The 22,458-nt window shown below is 65.6% G+C and carries 20 protein-coding genes; 14 read left to right on the forward strand and 6 right to left on the reverse strand.

Annotation, left to right across the window (positions count from 1 at the left end):
* Positions 1 to 48: 48 nt before the first annotated feature.
* The 7 genes from QTI04_RS21110 (at position 49) to QTI04_RS21140 (ending at position 7,484) form a co-directional block, all read left to right on the forward strand.
* A complete protein-coding gene (locus QTI04_RS21110; RefSeq protein WP_286617451.1) occupies positions 49 to 633 on the forward strand; it encodes a DUF3302 domain-containing protein in 585 nt (194 codons plus the stop codon).
* On the forward strand, positions 634 to 1,770 hold the full coding sequence (locus QTI04_RS21115) for an HlyD family secretion protein (protein WP_286617452.1): 1,137 nt from the start codon (positions 634 to 636) through the stop codon (positions 1,768 to 1,770).
* Positions 1,771 to 1,779: 9 nt separating this feature from the next.
* Positions 1,780 to 3,210, forward strand: coding sequence for a TolC family protein (locus QTI04_RS21120; protein ID WP_286617454.1), 1,431 nt, complete (start codon positions 1,780 to 1,782; stop codon positions 3,208 to 3,210).
* A complete protein-coding gene (locus QTI04_RS21125; protein WP_286617455.1) occupies positions 3,207 to 4,673 on the forward strand; it encodes a patatin-like phospholipase family protein in 1,467 nt (488 codons plus the stop codon). The genes QTI04_RS21120 and QTI04_RS21125 overlap by 4 nt, the downstream gene beginning before the upstream one ends.
* Positions 4,674 to 4,738: 65 nt before the next feature.
* Entirely contained in the window at positions 4,739 to 4,966 is a 228-nt protein-coding gene (locus QTI04_RS21130; protein ID WP_286598128.1) for a hypothetical protein, read from the forward strand.
* 37 nt (positions 4,967 to 5,003) lie between these two features.
* On the forward strand, positions 5,004 to 7,040 hold the full coding sequence (locus QTI04_RS21135; protein ID WP_286617458.1) for a PAS domain-containing sensor histidine kinase: 2,037 nt from the start codon (positions 5,004 to 5,006) through the stop codon (positions 7,038 to 7,040).
* Positions 7,041 to 7,070: 30 nt separating this feature from the next.
* Positions 7,071 to 7,484 carry a PaaI family thioesterase gene (locus QTI04_RS21140; RefSeq protein WP_286617460.1) on the forward strand — a complete coding sequence of 138 codons (414 nt, stop codon included), beginning with the start codon at positions 7,071 to 7,073 and terminating at the stop codon, positions 7,482 to 7,484.
* A 5-nt stretch (positions 7,485 to 7,489) separates the two neighbouring features.
* On the opposite strand, the gene QTI04_RS21145 is transcribed toward QTI04_RS21140, so the two are convergent.
* The 6 genes from QTI04_RS21145 to QTI04_RS21170 all read right to left on the reverse strand — a co-directional run bounded on the left by QTI04_RS21145 (position 7,490) and on the right by QTI04_RS21170 (position 13,461).
* A complete protein-coding gene (locus QTI04_RS21145; protein ID WP_286617462.1) occupies positions 7,490 to 8,770 on the reverse strand; it encodes a DUF3422 family protein in 1,281 nt (426 codons plus the stop codon).
* Between the two features lie 56 nt (positions 8,771 to 8,826).
* Positions 8,827 to 9,735: an SMP-30/gluconolactonase/LRE family protein gene (locus QTI04_RS21150; RefSeq protein WP_286598135.1), complete on the reverse strand. Its 909-nt coding sequence runs from the start codon at positions 9,733 to 9,735 to the stop codon at positions 8,827 to 8,829.
* Between the two features lie 29 nt (positions 9,736 to 9,764).
* Positions 9,765 to 10,745, reverse strand: coding sequence for a tripartite tricarboxylate transporter substrate binding protein (locus tag QTI04_RS21155; protein WP_286598136.1), 981 nt, complete (start codon positions 10,743 to 10,745; stop codon positions 9,765 to 9,767).
* 33 nt (positions 10,746 to 10,778) lie between these two features.
* Positions 10,779 to 11,705, reverse strand: coding sequence for an NAD(P)-dependent oxidoreductase (locus QTI04_RS21160; RefSeq protein WP_286617463.1), 927 nt, complete (start codon positions 11,703 to 11,705; stop codon positions 10,779 to 10,781).
* Complete coding sequence (locus QTI04_RS21165; protein WP_286598138.1) at positions 11,702 to 12,391, reverse strand: RraA family protein; 690 nt, start codon at positions 12,389 to 12,391, stop codon at positions 11,702 to 11,704. The genes QTI04_RS21160 and QTI04_RS21165 overlap by 4 nt, the downstream gene beginning before the upstream one ends.
* A 125-nt stretch (positions 12,392 to 12,516) precedes the next feature.
* The gene (locus QTI04_RS21170) at positions 12,517 to 13,461 is read right to left on the reverse strand and encodes a tripartite tricarboxylate transporter substrate binding protein (RefSeq protein ID WP_286617608.1); all 945 of its coding nucleotides are present in this window, start codon (positions 13,459 to 13,461) and stop codon (positions 12,517 to 12,519) included.
* A 146-nt stretch (positions 13,462 to 13,607) separates the two neighbouring features.
* On the opposite strand from QTI04_RS21170, the gene QTI04_RS21175 reads away from it, so the two are divergent.
* From QTI04_RS21175 to QTI04_RS21205, 7 genes are all read left to right on the forward strand, one after another.
* Entirely contained in the window at positions 13,608 to 14,402 is a 795-nt protein-coding gene (locus QTI04_RS21175) for an IclR family transcriptional regulator (protein WP_286617466.1), read from the forward strand.
* Between the two features lie 64 nt (positions 14,403 to 14,466).
* Positions 14,467 to 15,114: a Crp/Fnr family transcriptional regulator gene (locus QTI04_RS21180; protein WP_286617468.1), complete on the forward strand. Its 648-nt coding sequence runs from the start codon at positions 14,467 to 14,469 to the stop codon at positions 15,112 to 15,114.
* A gap of 55 nt (positions 15,115 to 15,169) precedes the next feature.
* Positions 15,170 to 16,636 carry a Trk system potassium transporter TrkA gene (gene trkA, locus QTI04_RS21185; RefSeq protein ID WP_286598143.1) on the forward strand — a complete coding sequence of 489 codons (1,467 nt, stop codon included), beginning with the start codon at positions 15,170 to 15,172 and terminating at the stop codon, positions 16,634 to 16,636.
* 17 nt (positions 16,637 to 16,653) lie between these two features.
* Entirely contained in the window at positions 16,654 to 18,120 is a 1,467-nt protein-coding gene (locus QTI04_RS21190) for a TrkH family potassium uptake protein (protein WP_286617469.1), read from the forward strand.
* Positions 18,121 to 18,262: 142 nt separating this feature from the next.
* Positions 18,263 to 18,790, forward strand: a complete 528-nt coding sequence (locus QTI04_RS21195; protein WP_286598147.1) for a DedA family protein — start codon at positions 18,263 to 18,265, stop codon at positions 18,788 to 18,790.
* A gap of 159 nt (positions 18,791 to 18,949) precedes the next feature.
* Positions 18,950 to 19,507: a hypothetical protein gene (locus QTI04_RS21200; protein WP_286598148.1), complete on the forward strand. Its 558-nt coding sequence runs from the start codon at positions 18,950 to 18,952 to the stop codon at positions 19,505 to 19,507.
* Between the two features lie 99 nt (positions 19,508 to 19,606).
* The gene (locus QTI04_RS21205) at positions 19,607 to 22,291 is read left to right on the forward strand and encodes a LuxR C-terminal-related transcriptional regulator (RefSeq protein WP_286617471.1); all 2,685 of its coding nucleotides are present in this window, start codon (positions 19,607 to 19,609) and stop codon (positions 22,289 to 22,291) included.
* Positions 22,292 to 22,458 lie beyond the last annotated feature (167 nt).

A 22,458-nucleotide genomic window follows, 5' to 3' on the forward strand; every position in this document is an offset into this window, starting at 1 on the left:
AAGGCGCCCCGGCCGTTACATTCGTTTTCGATCAGGAGGAGATCAGAGATGCTTCAGCCTAGTGAGCGTTCGACGAAGTGGCGCGCCGGTTGTTTCCGCGCCTGCCTGTGGACAGCGGCAGTGCTGTCATGCGGGTGGGCCTCGCGGGCACAAGCATCCTTCCTGGAAGGCGATGCGCTCGATACGGCGGCGGATGTCATGTCCTGGGTCGTGCTGGCTCTGGTTCCCTGCCTGGCGATCGCGCTGTTCTGGATCGTGCATGTGCTGCCCGAGAAGATCGCCGAGAAGCGCCATCATCCGCAAAAGGACGCGATCCACACCTTGTGCCTGCTGTCCCTCGTCTTCGGTGGGTTGCTCTGGCCGCTCGCCTGGCTCTGGGCCTATACGCGGCCCATCGGCTACAAGATGGCCTTCGGCACCGAGAAGCATGAGGACTTCTTCGTCGAACACGGCGAGAAGGCCCATCGCGACGAACTGGAGAGCGAGCACCTCGACCATCTGCTCGATGAGCTCAACATGCTCGGGCGGCGCGGCAGCCTGACACCCGAACTCCAACTGGTTCGCGAGCGCGTGCTGGCCGCGCGAGAGCGACGGAGCGCGGCCGTGGCAACGCCGGAAGGGGGGGCCGTGTAAATGGAAGCGATCCTGCTCGGCATCTATGCCTTCTTCGTCTGGCTGATCTTCTTCAAGTTCAAATTGCTGCCCTGGAACACCATCTCGATGGTGATCGTCATCACCATCCCGGTGGTCGCGCTGACGATGCTGGTCCTGCTGCTCAACATCTTCGCGCCGTCCACTGCCGACGTGCGGGTGTTCAAGTACGTGGTGAACATCGTGCCCCAGGTGAGAGGGCGCGTGATCGAGGTGCCGATCGAGCCGAACAAGCTGATCAAGCGTGGCGACGTGCTGTTCAAGATCGATCCGACGCCGTACCAGTTGCAGGTCAAGGCGCTCGAGGCGCAGCTCGCGAATGCTGAGGGCGGCACGCGCAAGATGCGCGAAGAGCTGACGGCGGCGACTTCGAAATCGGGCGCGGTACGGGCGCAACTCGAACTCGCGCGCCGCAGGGTCGAACAGAACCGCCAACTGGTCGCGACAGGGGCAGGTGACCGTTTTGCGCTCGAACAGGCGCAAGCGAACGTCGCGGAACTGCAGGCGCAGCTCGCGGCATCAATCGCCGGTGAGGCGCAGGTTCGTGCCACCCTGTCGGCGACCGTTGACGACGATCAGGCGGAAATCGCGCAGATCAAGGCGCAGCTCGAGAACTCGCGATGGGAGTTGTTGCAGACCACCATCATCGCGCCTTCCGACGGCTATGCGATCAACCTCCAATTGCGCGTCGGCTCGATGACCGCGGCGTTCCCGGTCACACCGGTGATGACCTTCGTCGAGAACGAGTACCAGGTCATCGCGCTCTATCAGCAGAACGAGCTGCACCAGGTCGCGCCGGGCGACGAAGCGGAATTCACATTGAAGACGCGGCCGGGCACGATCTTCAAGGCCAAGGTCGAGTCCATTATCTGGGCGCAAGGCCAGGGACAACTGGCGAATGCGACCCAGTTGCCCACGACCGGCATGGCGCCGATCCCGCCGGGGCGTTTCGGCGTCAGGCTCGACGTGGACTCGCGGCACCAGGACGAATTCTTCGCGGCCGGCGCGATGGGCGAGGGCGCCATCTACACCCAGCATCTCGCGCTGATCCACATCATTCGCAAGATCATCCTGCGTGTGGGCTCCAAGCTCGACGTGCTGATCCTCAAGCTGCATTGAGAGTCGATCATGCGCACGCACTCCATCCGCTTCTGGTCGACGATCGCGCTTGCGGCACTCGGCGCGGCGGGGTGCGCGCTGAAGTCCCCGCCGGACCGCGCTTCGCTCGCGAGCGAGGCGCTGCCCAACGCGCCGGCGCCGGCGGCATGGAAGGCCGGCGCGGCGCCCGGCAGCGTTGGTGACGACTGGATCGCAGGCTTCGGCGACCCGGTGCTCAACCAGCTGGTCGCTGAAGCGCTCGCCTACAACAACGATCTTCGCGCATCGGCCGCGCGAGTCGAGCAGGCAGCTGCGGGTGTCAAGGCCGCGGGCGCGCAGATATGGCCCGCCATCGACGTCATCGGCCGGCGCGGCGGCAAGATGGGCGGCGATGGTTCGGGCCTCAACGGCTGGGTGATCTCGGCCTCATGGGAGATCGACCTGTGGGGCCGCGTGCGTTACGCCCGGCGTTCCGCCGAAGACCAATACGCATCGACGCAGGCCGACCTGGCGGCGGCGCGGCAATCGATCGCGGCGCTCGTCGCGAAGTCGTGGTTCCTCGCGACCGAGGCGGCACTGCAGCGCCAGCTCGCGCGCCAGATGATCGATACCAGCAATCAGTCGGTCAAGCTCGCGGATCAGCGCTGGCGCATCGGTGCGTCGAGCGAGGTCGATGTCGTGCAGGCGCAGGCGAACCTGAAGACCTTCGTCGATGCGGAGCGGCAGCTCGACCTGGCCTACTCGAAGTCGCTGCGTTCGCTCGAACTGCTGCTCGGCCGCTATCCGGGCGCGGACGTGAAACCGGCTGCCTCGTGGCCGCGCATCGACATGCCGGTCGGCGCGGGCGTGCCGTCCGAACTGCTCGAACGACGGCCGGACATCGTCGCCGCCGAGCGCCGGGTCGCGGCGGCTTTCGATCGCACCCAGGAGGCGCAGGCCGCGCGGCTTCCACGCGTGTCGCTCTCAGCGGGAATCTCGTCGATCACGAGCGAGATGTTCGTGCTGAAGGATCGCGACAACCCGAGCGCGAGCATCGGCGCGGGCCTGATCGCGCCGCTGTTCCACGGCGGCGCGCTGCTGGCGCAGGTCGAGGCGCGCAAGGCCGAGCAGCAGCAGGCCGTGGCCGCCTGGGCGCAGACCGCGCTCAAGGCCTTCAACGAAGTCGAGACGGCACTGGCGGAGGAAGCCACGCTGCGCGAGCGCGAGCCGATCCTCGATGCGCAAGCGAGGGATGCGCAGAAAGTGCTCGACATCGAGAACTCCCGCTACCGCATTGGCTCGCGCGACCTGCGGACCGTGACCCAGCAGGAGATGAGTGTGTACGCCGCGCGTTCGACACTCCTGCGCGTCCAGGCCGAACGCCGCGTGCAGCGTGTCAATCTCCTGCTGGCACTCGGCGGTGGCTTCGGTCCTGGCACTGAAATCGAATCGGCCCTGCAGGGCCAGGAGAAGCGGCCATGACCACGACCCGATCGAGCATTGCCCTGAGGTGCCTTGGCGCTTGTCTCTTGCTGCTGTGGGGGTGTGCTACCCGCCCGATCAACCCACCGATCGGCCAGGCGAATCCGAGCAGCGGTTACCGTTTCGAGACGCGGCAGGCCGAGGTCAAGGACAAGGACGCGCTGGTCATCCTCGCCTTCTCCGGCGGCGGCACTCGCGCCGCCGCTTTCTCATACGGCGTCCTCGAATACCTGCGCCGCACCGAGATCGTCACTCCGAAGGGCAGGGGCCGCCTGATCGACCAGGTGGACATCATCACCGGCGTATCGGGCGGCAGCTTCACCGCGCTGGCCTATGGCCTCTACGGCGACAAGCTGTTCGACGACTACGAGCAGCGCTTTCTCAAGCGCGACGTGCAGGGCGCGATCATTTCCCGTTCGCTGAACCCCGGCAACTGGGTCAAGCTGTCGTCGTTGGGATGGGGGCGCTCCGAACTGGCGTCGCAGCTTTACGACGAGGTTCTTTTCAACAACGCCACCTTCGGCGACCTGAACCGCGGCAAGGGGCCGCTGATCCTCGCATCGGCGACCGACATTTCGAGCGGCGCCCGCGTGGTGTTCCAGCAGGGCGTGTTCGACGTCCTTTGCTCAGATCTGAACGCCGTGCCCTTGTCGCGTGCCGCCGCCGCCTCGTCGGCGGTGCCGGTGGTCCTGTCGCCGGTCACCCTCAACAACTACGGCGGCACCTGCAGCATGACGCCTCCCGCCTGGGTGAAGCGCTTTACCGACACCGACAACCCGCCGCGGCCCGCTGCGCGGGCCATACGCTCCCTGAGGTCGCTCGGGGACTTCGAAGACAGCAAGAAGCGACCCTACCTCCATCTGGTGGACGGCGGCGTGTCGGACAACGTGGGCATGCGTGGCGTGCTCGATTCGCTGGAGATCCTGGAGGCGATGCAGGAAGCCGGCATGCCGACGCAACTCGACAGTGCGAAGCGGATCGTCGTCTTCATCGTCAACTCGCTGTCCGTGCCGCCGACCCAATGGGACGAATCGGAGTCGCCTCCCGGCAGCGTGCAGATCCTGCTGAAGTCGAGCGGCGTTCCGATCGATCGCTATTCGTTTGAAGCCGTCGAACTGCTCAGGGACATGGCGGCACGTTGGAACACGATGGGCAAGATCCGCAAGTCGCCGGCGATGGCGGACAACAAGGACCCGGCGCTTGCGGCAGCGATACGCGGGCCGGACGCCGAGATCTATGCCATCGACGTCTCGTTCGCCGCGCTGAAGGACGAGGCGGAACTGGCCTATCTCAACCAGCAACCGACGACCTTCGTCCTGCCCGACGAGGCAGTCGATCGCCTGCGCGCTGCGGCGGGCACGATCATCTCCGGTTCGACCGAGTTCAAGCGCCTGCTGAAGGACGTGGACGGTACCTTGGTTGCCGAGCCGAGACCGGCACCCCGTTCAACCTCGAAGGACTAGGCTGGCCCTTTTCCGAAGCAGAATCCAGATGCTTCAACGTGGACTCCGGTCCAGGAAGGGAAACGATGGAACTGGAAGAAGTCAACGCGCGCCTCCGTTCGCTGGAGCTCCGAGCTGTCGCCCAGACTGCGGCGATCGCGGTCCTGCTCCAGGAGCAGCCCAATGCCGCGGCCAAGCTGCACCTGGTCTCCGAGCACCTTGTGGACGCCCCGCCGATCCCGATGTCCGACGAGGACCTGGTGAAAGTCGCGGCGTATATACAAGCCATGCTGGGGGGACCCTGGGTCGACTGATTTCGGCCAAAGGGGCTCCGACGTGCGTCGCCCTTTCATGACTCAGAAGTTGAATCGCGCGGAGCGACACCGATGTAGGACTGCACCTCGTCGCTTTTCACCTGCTGCGATTCATAATGTTCCGCACCAGGAACACCCCGACCCAGTGGAACACCCCTCGCCACTCACGACCAGGTTCAGCACCGAAGAGCGATACCGTCTGCTTGTGGAGGCGGTCGCTGACTACGCCATCTACATGCTCGACAGCGAAGGCTTCGTTGTCAGCTGGAATCCAGGTGCGCAGCGGCTCAAGGGTTACTCCGAAGGGGAGATCGTAGGCCGGCACTTTTCCGTGTTCTACGAGCCCGACGACGTTCGCGACGGCCTGCCGACGCGGGCCCTGGCCACCGCTGCCCGGGAGGGACGCTACGAAGCGGAAGGCTGGCGCCGCAAGAAGGACGGCGGGCGGTTCTGGGCGCAGGTCATGGTGAATCCCATCGTGTCTCATGGCGGGGAGCTTCTGGGCTTTGCGAAGGTGACCCGCGACCTCACCGAGCGGCGTGCCGCTGAAGAGGCCCTGCGCCGCAGCGAGGAGCAGTTCACGCTCCTGGTGCAGGCCGTGACCGACTACGCGATCTACATGCTCGACGTCGATGGCGTCATCACCAACTGGAACGCCGGTGCGCAGCGAACCAAGGGTTATGCGCCGCACGAGGTCGTGGGGACCTCTTTCTCGCGCTTCTACCGGCAGCAGGATCGGGAGCGCGGCCTTCCTGCCAAGGCGCTCGCGACGGCTGCGGCCGAAGGCCGCTTCGAGGGAGAGGGCTGGCGGGTGCGGAAGGACGGCACCGAGTTCTGGGCCAACGTCGTCATCGATCCCATCTTCGACGCGAAGGGGGTCCTCATCGGGTTTGCCAAGGTCACCCGCGACATCACTGAAAAACGCGAGGCGCAGCTCGCCCTCGAGCAGGCCAGGGAAGCACTGTTCCAGTCCCAGAAACTGGACGCGATCGGGCAGCTCACCGGCGGCGTCGCCCACGACTTCAACAACCTGCTGATGGTCGTCCTCACCAGTCTGGAACTCTTGCGCCGGGGCCTGCCGGAAGACCAGCGGCTGCACCGCCTCCTTGACAACGCGGTTGAGGGAGCGAAGCGCGGGGTGTCGCTCACGCAGCGGATGCTCGCGTTCGCGCGCCGGCAGGAGTTGTGCCCCGTGAATGTCGATGTTCCTTCGCTGATCAGCGGCATGCGGGAAATGCTCGAACGCACGCTGGGCCCGACGATTCGCATTGACGCGAATTTCCCGGCCGGCCTGAGCCCCGTCAGGGTGGATCACAACCAACTCGAACTGGCCATCCTGAATCTCGCCGTGAACGCGCGCGACGCGATGCCCAACGGTGGCTCGCTCACCTTCGAGGCGAGCGAGGTCGAGGGCACGCCGGCCGACAAGCTCGCGAAAGGCGGGTACCTTCGCCTCTCTTTCGCCGACAGTGGCAGCGGGATGAATGCCGCGACGCTCGCGCGAGCCATGGAGCCGTTCTTCACGACCAAGGGCGTCGGAAGGGGAACGGGCCTGGGCCTGCCCATGGTTCACGGCCTGGCGATCCAATCAGGCGGCAAGTTCGTACTGGAGAGTTCCGAAGGCGCCGGGACACGCGCCTTGCTCTGGTTGCCGGTCTCGACCGAGGCAAGCCCACCGGCGCCCGCCCCGACGCCTGTGCCGGAAGCTCGTGAGAGAGTTGCCGCGCACCTGGTCGTGGCCGTCGACGATGACGCCCTGGTGCTCGCGGGCACGGCATCCATGCTGGAGGACCTCGGTCATAAGGTGCTGTGTGCCGGCAGTGCGAAGGAGGCACTGGAACTGGTCCGGGGCACGCCGGGCGTCGGCATCGTCATCTCCGACCAGGTGATGCCGGGCATGACTGGAGCCCAGCTGTTCGAGGTCTTGCGTGCCGAGCGGCCCGATTTGTTGCTGATCCTCGCATCCGGCTATGCGGATCTGCCCGCCGACCTGGGCCCGCTGACGTTGCGGCTCTCCAAGCCTTTCGACCAGGCCCAACTCGCCGAAGCGATTTTCCGGGCGACGAGGGACTGAGCCATAGCCTTTCATGAACGAGAGTGATCAATGAACGACGACCTGGACGCACGAATCCGCTCGGGCCAAGCGCTGAGCGAATCGATGGGCAATTTCCACGTGACCGGATGGGACCCTGACCGCAAGGCCCTCAAGGCCGCATTCACGGTACGGCGCGAGTATTGCCACACGAACGGCACGATCGCCCAGGGCGGCTTCATCACGGCCTGGCTCGACGCGGCGATGGCGCATGCGGTGATTCACGACACCGGGCATGCGCAGACGGTCTTCAGCCTGGAAATCAAGGTCAGCTTCTACGAGAAGGTGGGCCCGGGCGAGGGTTGGGTCGAGGGGCGGGTGATCCGGCGCGGCAAGCGCGTGACCTTTCTCGAGGCTGCGCTCTACAACCCCGAAGGCAAGCTCGCGGCGGAAGCCACATCGACCGGGATACTCGCGGATCTCTAGACGCCTCAGTGCGAAAACATGCTTCGATGCAAGCGCCGCAGCGACAACCAGACGCTGGCTCCCACCAGCGGAATTGCCAATGCGGTGGTGGATTCGACAGAAAACGGCCAGCCGATGCCTTGGGCACCCTTGGCCAGATAGCTCACCAGCCCGACGATGTAGTAGGTGATGGCGGCCACCGACAAGCCCTCGACCGTCGCCTGGAGCTTCAACTGCAGATCCTGGCGCTTGTTCAGCGCTTCCAGCAATGCCTGGCTGCTCTGCTGTTGTTCGATCTCGACTCTTGTGCGCAAGAGGTTGCTCACGCGGGAAACGCGCCCTGACAGCGCGTCCTGGCGCCGTGCCGCCCACTCGCAGGTCTTGCGCGCCGGCGTCAGGCGCCGCTCGATGAATTCGCCGATGGTCTGCAGGCCTTCCAGTGGTGCCTCGTCGATCTGCGTGATGCGTTGATCCATCAGCTCGAAATAGGCCGTGCTCGCCGAGAATCGGGAGTGTGTCGCCGCGTATTGGCTTTCCACGTGTGCGGCCAGCCGGGTAAGCCGATCGAGCAGCTTGGGTTCCTCGTGCCGCTCGGCGCTCCGGATGGCGAGCGCGATCTCTGCCAGATCGCCCTCGGCGCTCGACAAGGCAGCGGCGGCCTTTCGCGCCGCCGGCAATCCCAGCATCGCGGCCATCCTGTAGGTCTCGATCTCCAGCAGGCGCTGCACCAGCCTGCCCAACCTGCGCGGCGGCAGCGCATCTGCATACACCAGGAAGCGAGAAGAGCCGTTCGGCTGAATGACGAAGTCGGCAAAGACTTCGGCCTGGTAATTCGCCACGGCCGAACCCAACAGGGCGTCTTCTCTCAGAACCTGTTGGCGCCAGGTGTCTCCGGAGGTTCGAGACCCGGGAAGGACCCACATATTGATGCTGCTGAGGCATTGGCCGGGCAGACCGCTCAGCCATTCTTGCGGCACCGCCTCGATCGCGTTGGCGAGTTGCTTGGCCGCCAGTTCGTTGTCCTTGAGGCGCACCGTGAATGTCCAGGTGACGAACTCCGTGTGCAATTCCCACCGAAGCCGAAAGGCTCCCAGGTCGACGCGCAGATGGGAAGTGTGCTCGTCAGGTGGCGGTACATGATGATCGCGCAAGAGCACGCCCAGGTGATGGCGACTCTCGACCCGCTGCGTTGAATCGGCGAGCATGACCAGATGCGCAATCCCCAATGGCGCCGCCATGGCCTCGGGCGGGCGGGCGTGAACTTCGTTGTGAAGCGATGCTCGTTCAGGGTGGGGAACCAGGTGCATGACGGGCCTGTCGTACTAGTCGTGAAAGTTGGTGCGCAGTGTGTCATGCCTCCCCGTCAATGCAGCTTCAGGCCCGGCACCTCCAGCGTCGTGCGCAGGATCGTCCCGGTCGCGGATTCGGTGCAGTGGAGCACTTTGCGTGCCGGTCCCCCGTAGGCCATATTGGTCAGGGACATGCCTTCGATGCTCCGCAGGACGATCACCGGCTCCGCGCGATGGTTCAGCACCCACACGTAGCCGAGGCCGGGGTTCGCCACGAGCAGGCGACCTTCTTCATCCATGGCAAGCCCGTCGGGGCCGCTCGGTCCGTAGGAGGTGAAGAACTGACCGACCTTCGCCACGCTGCCGTCCTGCATCAGCGGCACCCGCCAGACGCAGTTGCCCCGCGTCGCGGCGACATGAAGCACGCGTTCATCCGGCGAGAGCACCACGCCGTTCGGGCTCGGGACGTTATGCAGCAGCAGGTCGAGGCGGCCGTCCGGAGCGAGCCGGTAGACACGACCCGTAGGCTCGTGCATTCCGCTCTGCCCCTGGTCCGTGAAGTAGAGGTTGCCGCGCGAATCGAAGATCAGGTCGTTCAAGCCCCTGAAGCGCTCGCTGTTGCGTCGCTCCAGGTAGGGCTTGACCACGCCGCTGACCACGTCGAGCGCCATCAGGCCGTTCTTGTAGTCGGTGATGACGAGCGTGCGTTCGTCGGCGAACTTCATGCCGTTGGGCTCGCCGTCGAACTCGGCGACCAGTTCCCAGTGGCCAGCGGGGTCGATGCGGAAGATGCGTCCCCACGGGATGTCGGTCACGTACAGATTGCCGGCGGCGTCGAAGACCGGTCCTTCGAGGAAGCTGTCGACGGGTGCCCCGCCGCGGTTCGCGTCGGCCCATGCCGAGCGCTGGCCGGTTCGTCGCCAGCGCTCCGGCATGCGGGTGAAGACGTCGAGATCGCGGACTTCGGGCGGCTGCAGCAGCATGCGAATCTCCTGGTGGATCAGAGGGCCGACTATTGTTTCTCGACCTTGGCGGCTGCAGCCACCGCGCTCCACAACTGCGTGTTGTCGCGCAGCATCTTCGTGAAGGCATCGCCCGACACCACCGAAGGCACCGAACCGAGATCGGCGGAGAACTTCTGCACGTCCGGGCTCGCCATGGCCGCTGCGACTTCCTTCTGCAAGCGCTGCATCACCGCCGCAGGCGTTCCCTTGGGTGCCCAGAGCCCCGTGAAGTTGATGACGCTGTAGTCCTTGATGCCAGCCTCGGCGAAGGTCGGAACATTCGGCAATGCCGCCAGGCGTTTGTCGCCGCTGATGCCCAGCAGCCGCACCTTGCCACCCTTGACCTGGCCCATCACGCCGGGTGTCGACGCGATCTGGAAATCGATGGTGCCGGACAGCAGGGCCAGCGTGGCCTCGCCTGCGCCCTTGAACGGAACGTGCGTGACATCGATCTTCGCTGCGCTGGCCAGGGCCTCGGTAGAGAAGTGCGGCGTCGTTCCGGCGCCGCCGGTTCCGTAGTTGAGCTTGCCAGGGTTCGCCCTGGCGTAGCCGAGCAGGTCCGACAGAGTCTTGAAGCGGGACTCTGCGCCGACCACCAAGGCCATCGGGGCGAAGTTGAAGGCGGCAACCGGGAGCAGGTCGCGCTCGTGATCGAACGGAAGCTTGCTGAAGACGTGCGGCAGGATCGAGTAGGTCGTGTCGTTCGCCATCAAGGTGTAGCCGTCCGGCGCGGCCTTGGCGACCTGCTGCGCGCCGATCGTGCCGGTGGCGCCTGCCTTGTTCTCCACGAAGAAGCTCTGCCCGGTCTGTTCGGTGAGCTTCTGCGCGATGCGACGCGTGACCTGATCGACCGCGCCTCCGGGCGGATACGGCACGACGATGCGGACCGGCTTCGAGGGGTAGTCACCCTGCGCGAAGGCGGCACCGCCGGCAGCACAGAGCGCCACCGTACACAGCGCGACCCGCATGGCCTTGCTTGAAATGCTCATTGAATGTCTCCTGATGGATTGCGAACAGGGCTGTCAGGCGGTCGCCCGCTGCTTCGCCAGGACCTCCAGCGCGTTCTTCGCTGCGGCAACCCCCATGTTCACGTAGGCGTCGCTGGTCACGCCACCGATGTGCGGGCTCAGGACGAATCCCTTTTCACCCTGGAAGGGATGCCCGGCGACCATCGGCTCGACCGCAAAGCTGTCCAGGCCCGCGGCCATCACCTGGCCCGATCGCACGGCGGCAAGGAGTGCGTCTTCGTCGATCAGGCCACCTCGCGCGGTGTTGATCAGGATCACGCCGCGACGAGTCTTCGCCAGCGTTTCCGCATTCACCATCTTGCGGTTTTCCTCGGTCAGCGGGCAATGCAGGGAGATCACCTCGGCTTCACGCCAGATCGTCGGCATGTCGACCAGTTGCAGACCGTCGGGCACGTTCCTGGCAAACGGATCGAAGCCGATCACACGCATGCCGAGGGCATTGGCCATCCGCGCAAAGCGCAGACCGATCGCGCCCAGCCCGACCAGCCCCACGGTGCGACCATTCAGTTCGAGGCTCTTGTGCGTGGCCTTGTCCCAATGTCCGCCGTGCATGCGCTCATCGAGCGATACGACGGACTTTGCGCAGGCGAGCATCAGCGCCAGCGCCTGCTCGGCGACGGCCGCGGCATTGGCGCCAGCCGCGGCGACGACTTCGATGCCGCGTTCTCCGGCTGCGGCCTTGTCGATCGTGTCGGTCCCGCTGCCGTGCTTGGAGATCACGCGCAGAGAGGGCGCCGCATCCATCGCCGTCGCGCCGACCTTGCTGTAGCGAACGATGATCGCGGCGGGATCGTGCCGCGCGCAGAGCGCCACCACGTCGTCTTCGCTCGGTGTCTTGCCGGCGAAGATCACCTCGTGCCCTCGCAGGAGTTCGAGTGCTTGCGGCGCCAGGTCCGCGCCGGTGACGAGAATGGTGCTCACAGCGTCTCTCCTTCCTTGAGGACGCCGGCGGCCCGCAGCGCGCCGTCGAGCCACGAGGCGGAGGTGTTGCCTTCCTTGATCGCTGCGATGCGCTTCGCTTCGTCCTGCACTTTCTTGCGCGCCGCGCCGACCAGCGATTCGATCTTCTCGCGCTCGACGACCATCACGCCGTCGCCGTCGCCGATGACGAAGTCCCCGGCGCGCACCGTCACGCCGCCGACGGTCACCGGATGTCCGATGCGGCCACCGATGTTCTTGGTCGGGCCGTTCGGATTCGTGCCGACCGAAAACACCGGGTAGTCCATCTCGTCGATCTCCAGGCTGTCGCGCACCGCGCCGTCCACGACGACGCCGGCTATGCCGCGCTGGCGGCACGCGGTCATCATGATGGTGCCCATGAGGGCCGAGGTCTGGTCCGCCTTGCCATCGATGACGAGGACGTCACCAGGCTTCGCCAGCGCAATCGCTGCATGGATCATGAGGTTGTCACCCGGCCGCACCTCGACGGTCAGGGCCGGGCCGGCGACCTTCATTCGGCTGCGCAGGGGCTTGATCCGGCCATGCAGCGCGCCGCGGCGGCCGGCCACGTCGGCAAGGATCGCCGGCTGGAATTCGGAGGCTTGCTTGACGATGTCGGCGGGAACGCGCTCGAAGTCGCGAATGATCTCGGGGAGTGGGTGGCTCATGATGGGTCTTTCGATGAAGGGAGGCAAAAGGGAGATGAAGGGCAGGGCATGGCTGCGCCATGCCGGGTCGCACATGCGGTGCCGACTGGGTTTCCGGCGCGCCGGTGATCAGGTGGAGTGGTAGGTCAGTCGACCTTGGCGCCGGAGTCCTTGACGACCTTCCCCCAGCGGACGATGTCGTCCTGGATCAACTTGCCGAATTGCTCGGGCGTGCCGCCGAGCACATCCGCGCCCTGGCCTTCGAGCTTCTTTCTCACGTCGGCGTCCTGCAAAGCCTTGTTGAAGGCAGCGTTGAGCTTGGCCACGGCGTCCTTCGGCATGGAGGCTGGCCCGGCAATGCCGAACCAGGTCACCGCCTCGAAGCCCTTGAAGCCGGACTCCGCAACGGTGGGCACATTGGGCAGGTCGTTGACGCGCTTGTCCGACGTGACCGCGATCGCGCGCATCTTGCCGCTGCGGATGTGGCCGATCAGGGTCGGGACCGATGACATGTAGAGCTGGATCTGCCCGCCGATCAGATCGGTCGCGCCCTGCGCCGCTCCCTTGTAGGGCACATGCGTGAACTTCACGCCCGCGACCTTCTGGAACTGCTCGACCGCCAGGTGGGCGACCGTGCCGCTGCCCGAGCTTGCGTAGTTGATTGCATCGGGCTTGGCCTTGCCGGCGGCAATGACGTCGGCCAGCGTCTTGTAGGGAGAGTCTGCCGCGACGACGAGAACCAACGGCGAACTGGCGACCAGCCCGACCGGCGCCAGATCCTTCTGCGGGCTGTAGGGCAGCTTCGAGTACAGCGTGGGATTGATGGCCAGGTTGCTGGTCTGCCCGAGCACGATGGTGTATCCGTCCGGCGCCGACTTGGCGGCAGCATCGACGCCAAGGTTGCCGCCAGAACCCGGCTTGTTGTCGACGATCAGCGTCCAGCCCTGCTGGGTCGCGACCTTGGTCGCGACTTCACGGGCGATGGCGTCGGTGCCGCCGCCGGCCGGAAAGGGCACGATGAGCTTGATCGGCCGCGAGGGATAGGCCTGCGCGAATGCAGCGCAACTGGCGAAGGATGCGACGACGAGCAGTGCGGCGCGGCGGGAAAGTTCGAGCTTCGAGATAGGCAAGGTTGTCTCCGGTTCGTGATCTGGTTCGGGGCCTCTTCAGGCATGGACGGACTGTAGATTTGCGTTCCGATACGTACAATGGGGTTGCACCAGACGGACCATGACCCATGCAGCGAAACAATGTCCAAGAGAAGAAAACCAGCGGATCCGTCGATGCGGAAGTAGCGACCGAGGGCCAGGAATCCGGAGGAGTCACTGCCGTTTTACGGGCTCTTCAGTTGCTGGAGGCGTTCGGCATGCAAGACCAGCGCCTCTCCCTCGCGGAGCTGACGCGCCGCAGCGGCCAGCACAAGACCACGGCCTTGAGGCTTCTCCGAACGCTGGCCCACAGCGGCTACGTCGTCCAGCGCGAGGATGGCGAATGGCGGCTGGGGCCGGCCGCTGGCTGGCTTGGAGCGCGCTATCAGGCAGCCTTCGACGTCAACAACGTCGTCGAGCCGATGCTGCGTGAGCTGACGCAGGCGACCGGCGAGAGCGCGGCCTTCTATGTGCGCGAAGGAAACATCCGCACGTGCATCGTGCGGGTCGAGGGGCCGCAGCCCATCCGCCACCATGCGCGAATGGGCTCGGCCCTTCCGCTCGACAAGGGCTCGCCGGGCCGGGTCATCCTCGCCTTTTCAGGCGAGCCTGGCGCCCTGTACGAAGAGATCAGGCAGCGCGGCTACCACTTCTCCATTGGCGAGAGAGAGGAGGGCGTGGCGACGGTGTCCGCGCCGGTCTTCGGCCTGAACTGGCGGCTGCTCGGTTCGGTGTGCATCTCGGGGCCTGCCGATCGCTTGCCGAAGAACAAGTTGCTGCGGCACGCGAAGACGATTATCAAGGCCGCCAATCAACTGTCCTACGCGCTCGCCGGAAGCTCGACGCCGCAGACGCCGAAGGTGGTGTCCGCCTGGCACCCCTAGCCCGCGGTGAGAATGTTCGCCGTACGAGCCCCGCGGCGGGCTTGATCGACACACGGAGTCCTGCATGCAATGGACAGAAATCTTCGGGTATCTCGGCGCGCTGATGACGCTGACCACCTTCTCGATGAAGACGATGCTGCACCTGCGCATGGCAGGGATCCTGTCGAACCTGGTCTTCATCACCTATGGGGGCCTGGGTCACGTCTATCCGGTGCTGCTGCTCCACCTGGCGCTGCTGCCCTTGAACGTGTGGCGCCTTCGGCAGTTGCAGCAGCTGACCCGTGAAATGAAGCTCATCACTTCGAGTCGACTCTCGATGGAGTGGCTCAAGCCCTTCTCCCGCCGCAAGTCGGTTCAGGCTGGGGACACGCTTTTTCGCGCGGGCGACGCGGCTGCGGAGGTCCTGTTCGTACTCAGCGGGCGCTTTCGCGCGCTCGAAGCGGATGTTGCCCTGGAACCGGGAGAACTCATCGGCGAGCTGGGACTGATCAACAGGGCGCACCAACGGACTCAGACCGTCGTATGCGAACAGGCCGGATCGCTCCTGGTGGTGACCTACGACGAGGTCAGGCAGATGTACTTTCAGAACCCCAAGTTCGGCTTCTTCTTTCTGGAACTGGTGGCGGAGCGGTTGATGCGGGACGCGAAGCGAACGACGCTGGCGCCGGATGTGGACCCCCGTCGTGACGCAGGCAACCCGAGCGCAGCCTGAATTCCATCTTGATGCCGATCCCTTCGGGCGTATAAACCGTCCCGGAGAACACCACTTGAAAATCATCATCCTCGGCGCAGGCCGAATCGGCGAGAGCGTGGCCGGCACGCTCGTCTCGGAGCGCAACGACATCACCGTCATCGACACCGACGGCGCGCGCCTGCGAGAACTCGAAGAACGCTTCGAACTGCGTGGTGTGGTGGGCAGCGGCATCGAGCCCGATGTACTGGTCGAAGCCGGCGCGCGCGATGCCGACATGCTGATCGCCTGCGCCGCGCAGGACGAGACGAACCTGGTCTGCTGCAAGGTCGCCTACCAGATGTTCGGCATTCCGACGCGCATCGCCCGAGTGCGTTCCAACGCCTACAAGGAAGACAGCCCGCTCCTCGGCAAGGAAGGCTTTGCGGTCGATTGCGTGATCTGCCCGGAGGAATCGCTGACCCGCTACATCGGCAAGCTGGTCGAGTACCCCGAGGCGCTGCAGGTGCGCGAATTCGCCAACGGGCTGGCCTGCCTGGTGTCGGTGCGCGCGGTGGCGGGCGCGCCGATGGTGCGTCACAGCATCGCCGAACTGCGCGAAACCGTACCCGATGCCGACATGCGCATCGTCGGCATCTATCGCCGGCTCGAGAACGAGCCCGACCGATTCATCGTCTGCGAAGGCCCGACGCTCATCGAGCCCGGCGACGAGGTCTTCGTGCTGTCGGCGCGCGAGCACCTGCAATCGGTGCTATCGGCGCTGCACCGCTACGACCAGGCCGACCATCGCGAGGTCGAACGAATCATGATCGCGGGCGGCGGCCGCGTGGGGCTGCGGCTCGCAAAGCAGCTCGTCGAGACCGGCCGCAAGTACCAGATCAAGGTGCTGGAGCGCGACCACGCGCGTTGCGTGCAACTCGCCTCCGAACTTCCGCACGACGTGCTGGTGCTGCACGGCGACGGCACCGACGAAGACTTGCTGGAAGACGAGGGGATCGAGAACATCGACCTGTTCCTCTCGCTCACCAGCGACGACGAGGACAACATCATGGCCAGCCTGCTGGCCAAGCGCCTGGGTGCGACGCGCGTGCTGGCGCTGATCAACCGGCGCAGCTACGCCGACCTGATGCACGGCACGCAAATCGACATTGCGCTGTCGCCCGCGCAGACCATGCTCGGCGAGCTGCTGGCCTATGTGCGGCAGGGCGACGTGCAGGCGGTGCACAGCCTGCGCCGCGGCGTGGCCGAGGCGCTGGAGATCGTGGCGCGCGGCGACCGCAAGACATCGCGCGTGGTCGGACGCAGGATCTCGGAGATCCAGTTGCCCAAGGGCGCGCAGTTCGGCCTGGTCATGCGCGGGCTGCCGGACATCGGCGAGGGCATGATCCCGGCAGGCGAGGCGCCGCCGACACCGGCGAAAGTGATCATCGCGCGCGGCGACACCGTGATCGAGAGCAACGACCACGTCGTGATCTTCGTGCCGCGCAAGCGCCTGGTGCGCGACGTGGAAAAGTTGTTCCGCGTGAGCGCCACCTTCTTCTGACCCCCCGGGCCTCGTTCATGAGCGACTTCTTTCCGGTGTTGCGCGTGCTCGGCGCGCTCCTGACCTTCTTTTCGTTCGGCATGTTCGTACCGTGGGTCATCTCGCAGACGCACGCCGACGGCCTGCGCCACGTGTGGGCCATCTCCGCCGGGATCTCCTTCGTCTGCGGCGCCGCGCTGTGGGGCGGCCTGCGCCGCTACAAGCGCGAGCTGCAAGCGCGCCACGGCATTTTCCTGGTGTCGTTCACGTGGGTGCTGCTGCCGCTGTTCGCCACACTGCCCATGATGTGGGCGCTCGACAGCATCGGGCGGCCGGTCAACTTCACGCACGGGTATTTCGAGGCGGTGTCGGGCCTCACGACCACGGGCGCGACGGTGCTCGTCAAGCTGGACGAGTTGCCCGTGTCGATCAACGTTTGGCGCACCTTCCTGCAATGGCTTGGCGGCATGGGCATCCTGGTGCTGGCGGTGGCCATCCTGCCGCTGCTGGGCGTGGGCGGCAGCCAGCTCTTCAAGGCCGAGGTGGCCGGGCCCATCAAGGACAGCAAGATCACGCCGCGCGTGAAGGACACCGCCAAGGGGCTCTGGGGCATCTACGCGACCTTCTCGACGGTCTGCTTTCTCGCGTACTGGGCCGGCGGCATGACGGCCATGGACGCGATGATGCACATGTTCACCACCGTGAGCCTAGGCGGGCTCTCGTCGCACGACGCGAGCTTCGCGCACTTCGGGTCGCCTCTGCTCGAAGGCGTGGCAGTGGTCTTCATGCTCGCGGCGAGCTGCAACTTCGCGCTGTACTTCGTCGCGATGCGAAAGGGTCACTGGCGTGGCTTCTGGCGTGACCCGGAGTTGCGCGCCACGCTCACCGCGCTGATCGGCGGCGGCCTGATCGTGGCGATCGTGCTGTGGGTGAAAGGCGTCTACGGGCCGGTGGATGCGCTGCGCTACGGCTTGTTCCACACCATCTCGGTCGGCAGCACGACCGGGTTTGCCACCGTCGACTACCTGGCCTGGCCGGTGTTCGCGCCGCTCTTCATGCTGCTGCTCTCGGGCGTGGCGACCAGCGCAGGCTCGGCCGGCTGCGGCATCAAGATGGTGCGGGTTCTCATCCTGGTGAAGCAGGCGCGGCGCGAGATGACGCGCCTCGTGCATCCGCGCGCAGTGCAGCCGGTGACGCTCGGCAACATGGTGGTCGACCACCGTGTGATCTTCTCCGTGCTGGCCTTCATGCTGGTCTACGGCGTGACCACGATCTCGCTGAGCATGCTGCTGGTGCTGACCGATCTCGATCCGGTCACGGCCTTCAGCGCCGTGCTTGCCAGCGTGAACTGCACCGGCCCGGGGCTCGGCACCGTCGGTCCGGCCGGCAACTTCAGCGGCCTGACGAATTTCCAGGTGTGGGTCTGCACCTTCGCCATGGTGCTCGGCCGCCTGGAGATGCTGAGTTTCATCGCGCTGCTGACCCCCTCGTTCTGGCGCAAGTAATCAGCTGCGGTCGCATGTCGGCCGACTCCGTTCGCTCTGCGGGAAGACCTGCGTTGTTGCGCTGGTGCCGATCGGGTAATGTCCCCCGCCATCAATGTCCCAAGGATCAGATGGTGACTCGACGCAATCCGAACACTGTCCAATGAATCTCGACGAGATCACTCAGGCCGTCATCGCTTTCATTCGGGCACATGAGGGATGGGCAGTTCCGATCGTGCTGGTCCTCGCGTTCGGGGAATCGCTGGCATTCATTTCCCTGCTGGTGCCCGCGACCGTGATCCTGTTTGGCGTGGGTTTTCTCATCGCGGGCAGCGGAATTTCGTTCTGGCCGATCTGGTGTGCCGCTGCGGCCGGAGCCTTTCTGGGGGACTGGTTGTCCTTCTGGATCGGCGCACGACTGAAGAGCGATGTCGGCAACTATTGGCCGTTATCCCGCCGTCCTGACCTGATCCCGCGAGGGCATCGGTTCTTCGAGCGCTGGGGAGTAGCCGGTGTGTTTTTCGGACGCTTCTTCGGCCCCCTGCGCGCATCCGTGCCGCTGGCAGCGGGCATCTGCGACATGTCCGTCACAACATTCCAGATCGCCAACATCGCCTCGGCGATGGTGTGGGCCACTGGCATCCTGGCGCCCGGTGCGTTCGGAATTCAGTGGCTGCAGACGTGGCAGTGAGTCGCCCCGCGAGACTTCGCGAAGCTACGACGCCTCGCATGCGGTACCGAGAAATCGAGTCGCTTGCCCTTTGGGGCAATACGGTTGCCCGCTGGCCCTATTTGAGGCTCCCAACGTGCCTGTCAGGATGCGAAACAGCGAACAAGGCGAAAGTCCACCATGAAATCCAACACCAGGCCCAGGGCGCCCGTGAGGCAGCGGGTGATCGACGAGCTCGTGGAAGTCGCGATCCTCACTGCCTACCTCTTTGTCACCATCGGCGCGATGAACCTGATGAAGGCCGCGGTACTTGAAGATCATGGCATCCACCTCGCGTACTGGGGTGTTGCCATCGTGAAGGCCTTGTTGCTCGCCAAGTTCATGATGGTGGGCAAGGCACTGAGGATCGGAGAGCACAACCCCGAAAGCCCGCTCATCTGGCCGACGCTGCGAAAGGCGTTCGTCTTCGTGCTGCTGTTGTTCTTCCTGACGGTCGTCGAGGAGGTCCTGGTCGGCTGGTTTCACCGGCGCTCCCTGGGCGACTCGCTGGGCGAACTGTTCGGCGCGCGCTTGCCCGAAGTGCTGGCCGGGACGCTCATCCTGTTGCTGGTGCTCATTCCCTATTTCGCGTTCCAGGTGCTCGCCGAAGCGCTTGGCGAACGCAGGCTGGTCGCGATGTTCCTTTGGGACCGGCATGCGGGCGAAAGCAGACCGCACGCCACGGATCGCGACGGTTAGCCAGCGTCACGAAGTTGCAGAACGAAACTCAAGGCGACTACCATTTTGCGAACATCATTGTTGCAAGCGCCGCCCATCGACGCCGCTTTGGAGACCTGATTGGCATCATTCCCTGGCTCCGCAGGCACCGCCGACGAGCTGTTGCTCAAGGTGTCGCCGCCGCGCGTCCCGCGCCATCTCGTCGCTCGCGCGCGCTTGCTCTCGGGTGAGGGCGGCCAGCTGGACTGCCCGGTGATCCTGGTGCAGGCGCCTGCCGGTTTCGGAAAGACCTCTCTGCTCGCGCAGTGGCGGCGTGAGCATCTGGCGCAAGGGGCCGTTGTTGCGTGGCTGTCCGCGCAAGAGGGGGACGAACCACGAAGGCTCTCGCAAGGCCTTGCGCTGGCAGTGCGCCAGGCAGCGGGGCGTCCCACCTTTGGCCACACGCTGCTCGAAGGATCCTCCGGTCTCGGCGAACTCGAGGGCATCACCGTCTGGCTCGCGGAAGTGGCACAGACTGCATTGAACGTCGTGCTGATGGTCGACGAAGCCGACCGCTTGCCGGCCGGCTCGCGCAGCGCCCTGGCTTACCTGATGCGTAATGCGCCGCCCAACTTGCGCACGGTCGTGGCAACGCGTGTCGATTGCAACCTCGACATCGATGACCTCATCGCCTACGGACAGTGCGCCGTCGTCGGGCAGGACGTGCTGCGCTTTCGGCTCGAAGAAACTCTCGAACTGGTTCGGGCTCGCTTCGCTGCGCAGGTCGACAGCGACACGGCGGCACGTCTTCACGAGTTGACAGAGGGATGGCCGCTAGGCCTCCAACTCGCATTGACGGTCGTCGAACGGGCCGCCGATCCTCGCGCCGAAGTGCAGGCGATGGCCACACATGGCGGCAAGCCGCGCGATCAACTCGTCGGCACGCTGCTGGCGAACCTGGACCCGAACGACCTCGGCTTCCTTACGCGCATCTCCATCCTCGACAGCCTGCATGGCGACTTGTGCCGCTCTGTCGCGCTGATGGACGACGCCGCCGAGCGGCTGGAGCGCATGTGCAACGACACCCCGGTGTTCATCACGAGCGAGCAGGGCGAATGGCTGCGGGTCCACAACCTGGCGCGCGATGCATTGCGCCAGCGTTTCGCGATGCTCCCCACCGATGAGCAGGCCCAGTTGCATGCACGCGCCGTGCCGTGGCTGGCCGAGCGTGGCCGGCTCGAGGCGGCCGCCGGCCATGCGCTGCTCGCCGGCCAGCACGATCTGGCCTACGAACTCGCCGAGCGCAGCCTGTACGAATCGACCATGCATGGCCGCACGGACGCGGTGGTCGAGTGGCTGGAGCGCCTGCCTGCGGCGGAGCTGGATCGGCGTCCGCGCCTCCTGCTTGCCATTGCGTGGGCCTTGGTGAGCGGCGAGCGGCACGAGGAAGCGGGGCGTCAGGTCGATCGCATGCTCGTGTTGCCCGGGGCCGATGAGGCGCTGCGTTGCGAATGCGCGCTCATCGTCAGCGGCGCAGCGGTGTTCGCGGACGAGCCCGATCGCTTCGCCCGCTTGCACGACCCTTGGGCCGAGGCGCCGCCGCTGGACGATCCGCTGCTGAAGCAGATCCATGCCAACCGCACTGCCTTTCGCACGCTGCTGGACGGCGATCCGGCGCTCGCACGGCTGAGGCAGCAGCAGGCGCCTCGGGCGCCCGGTGGTCGCACACCCGACTACGTGAAGCGGTGGGGCGAGTTCATCATCGCCATGAGCTACGTATGGGAAGGCCAGGTGCTGCTGGCCGACAATCTGCTGCGGCCGTCTCTGGCGGGCTCCGAGGCAACCCTCGGCCGGCGCAGTTCCTTCGTGGTGATGCAGGCCGCGCTGCTGGCTTCCGCCGTGTGGGAGCGCGACCGCCCGGACGAGGCTGTCGCCTTGCTGGCCAACCGTCTCGACGTGGTCGAGCGCACCGGACTGCCGGAAGTGCTGCTCCTGAGTTACCGGACCTTGGCACGCATCGCCGTGGCGGAGGGTGCGGAGCATCGCGCGATCGAGTTGCTCGAAGCGCTGCACGCAGTCGGCGTCTCGCGCCGACTGCCGCGGCTGCGCATCGCCAGCCTCTCCGAGCAGGTGCGCCTGCATGCGCGGCGCTACCGGGCCCAGACCTGCCGGGACCTGTGCGACAGGATCGATGCAGTCCTGGCCGAGGCGGGCTTGCCCGAAGGACCCCTCTGGCGACGCAGCGTCGGTCCGCTGCGGGAATTGGCGCTGGGCCTTGCGGCCATCGCGGCGCAGGACTGGCGCGGCGCGCTCGAACCACTGGCGCGCGCCGACGAAGTGGCGCAACAGGTCAAGCAGGGCCGCCTTCATATCGAGATCGTTGGACTTCGGGCGTTCGCGCTCGATCGTTGTGGCGAGAAGGCGGCGAAGCTGCTGTTGCGAGAGGTGGCCGGCCTGGCGCGTGCCTATGGACTTCTGCGTGTGTTCGAGGACGCCCATCCCGATCTCGGCACCTGGGCACGGGAGATCGAAGGGACCGAGGCGCGCATGCCTGCCAGCGGCATGATGCCCGGGACGCTGCCCCGCCCGGAGGCGGTGCGTGAACCGGCGCAACTGCCTGCGACGCCGAGCACCGCCCTCACGCCGAAGGAGCGCGAGGTGCTGGCGCTGTTGACGCGCAATCTGTCGAACAAGGAAATCGCCCTGGCGATGCAGGTCGGCGAAGAAACGATCAAGTGGCACATGAAAAACCTTTTCGCCAAGCTGGATGCGGGATCGCGCAAGCAGGTGGTGCTGCGCGCGCGCATCCTCGGCCTGCTGCAGTAGGCCCCGACTTGTAACGGTCCAGCGACACAAATGAGGCCACCCCCCTCTGCAATGGGGGGGAGTGCGGGCTTGTCTCTCCTTAATCTTCGCTGACTCGGGCGCCGCCGCACAGGGCAGGCGCCATCCGCGACACACGAGGCCGATCCGGCCCCCAAAGGAGACAAGCA

This window comes from Variovorax sp. J22R115, from assembly GCF_030317005.1.
In the GTDB taxonomy this organism is placed as follows: domain Bacteria; phylum Pseudomonadota; class Gammaproteobacteria; order Burkholderiales; family Burkholderiaceae_C; genus Variovorax.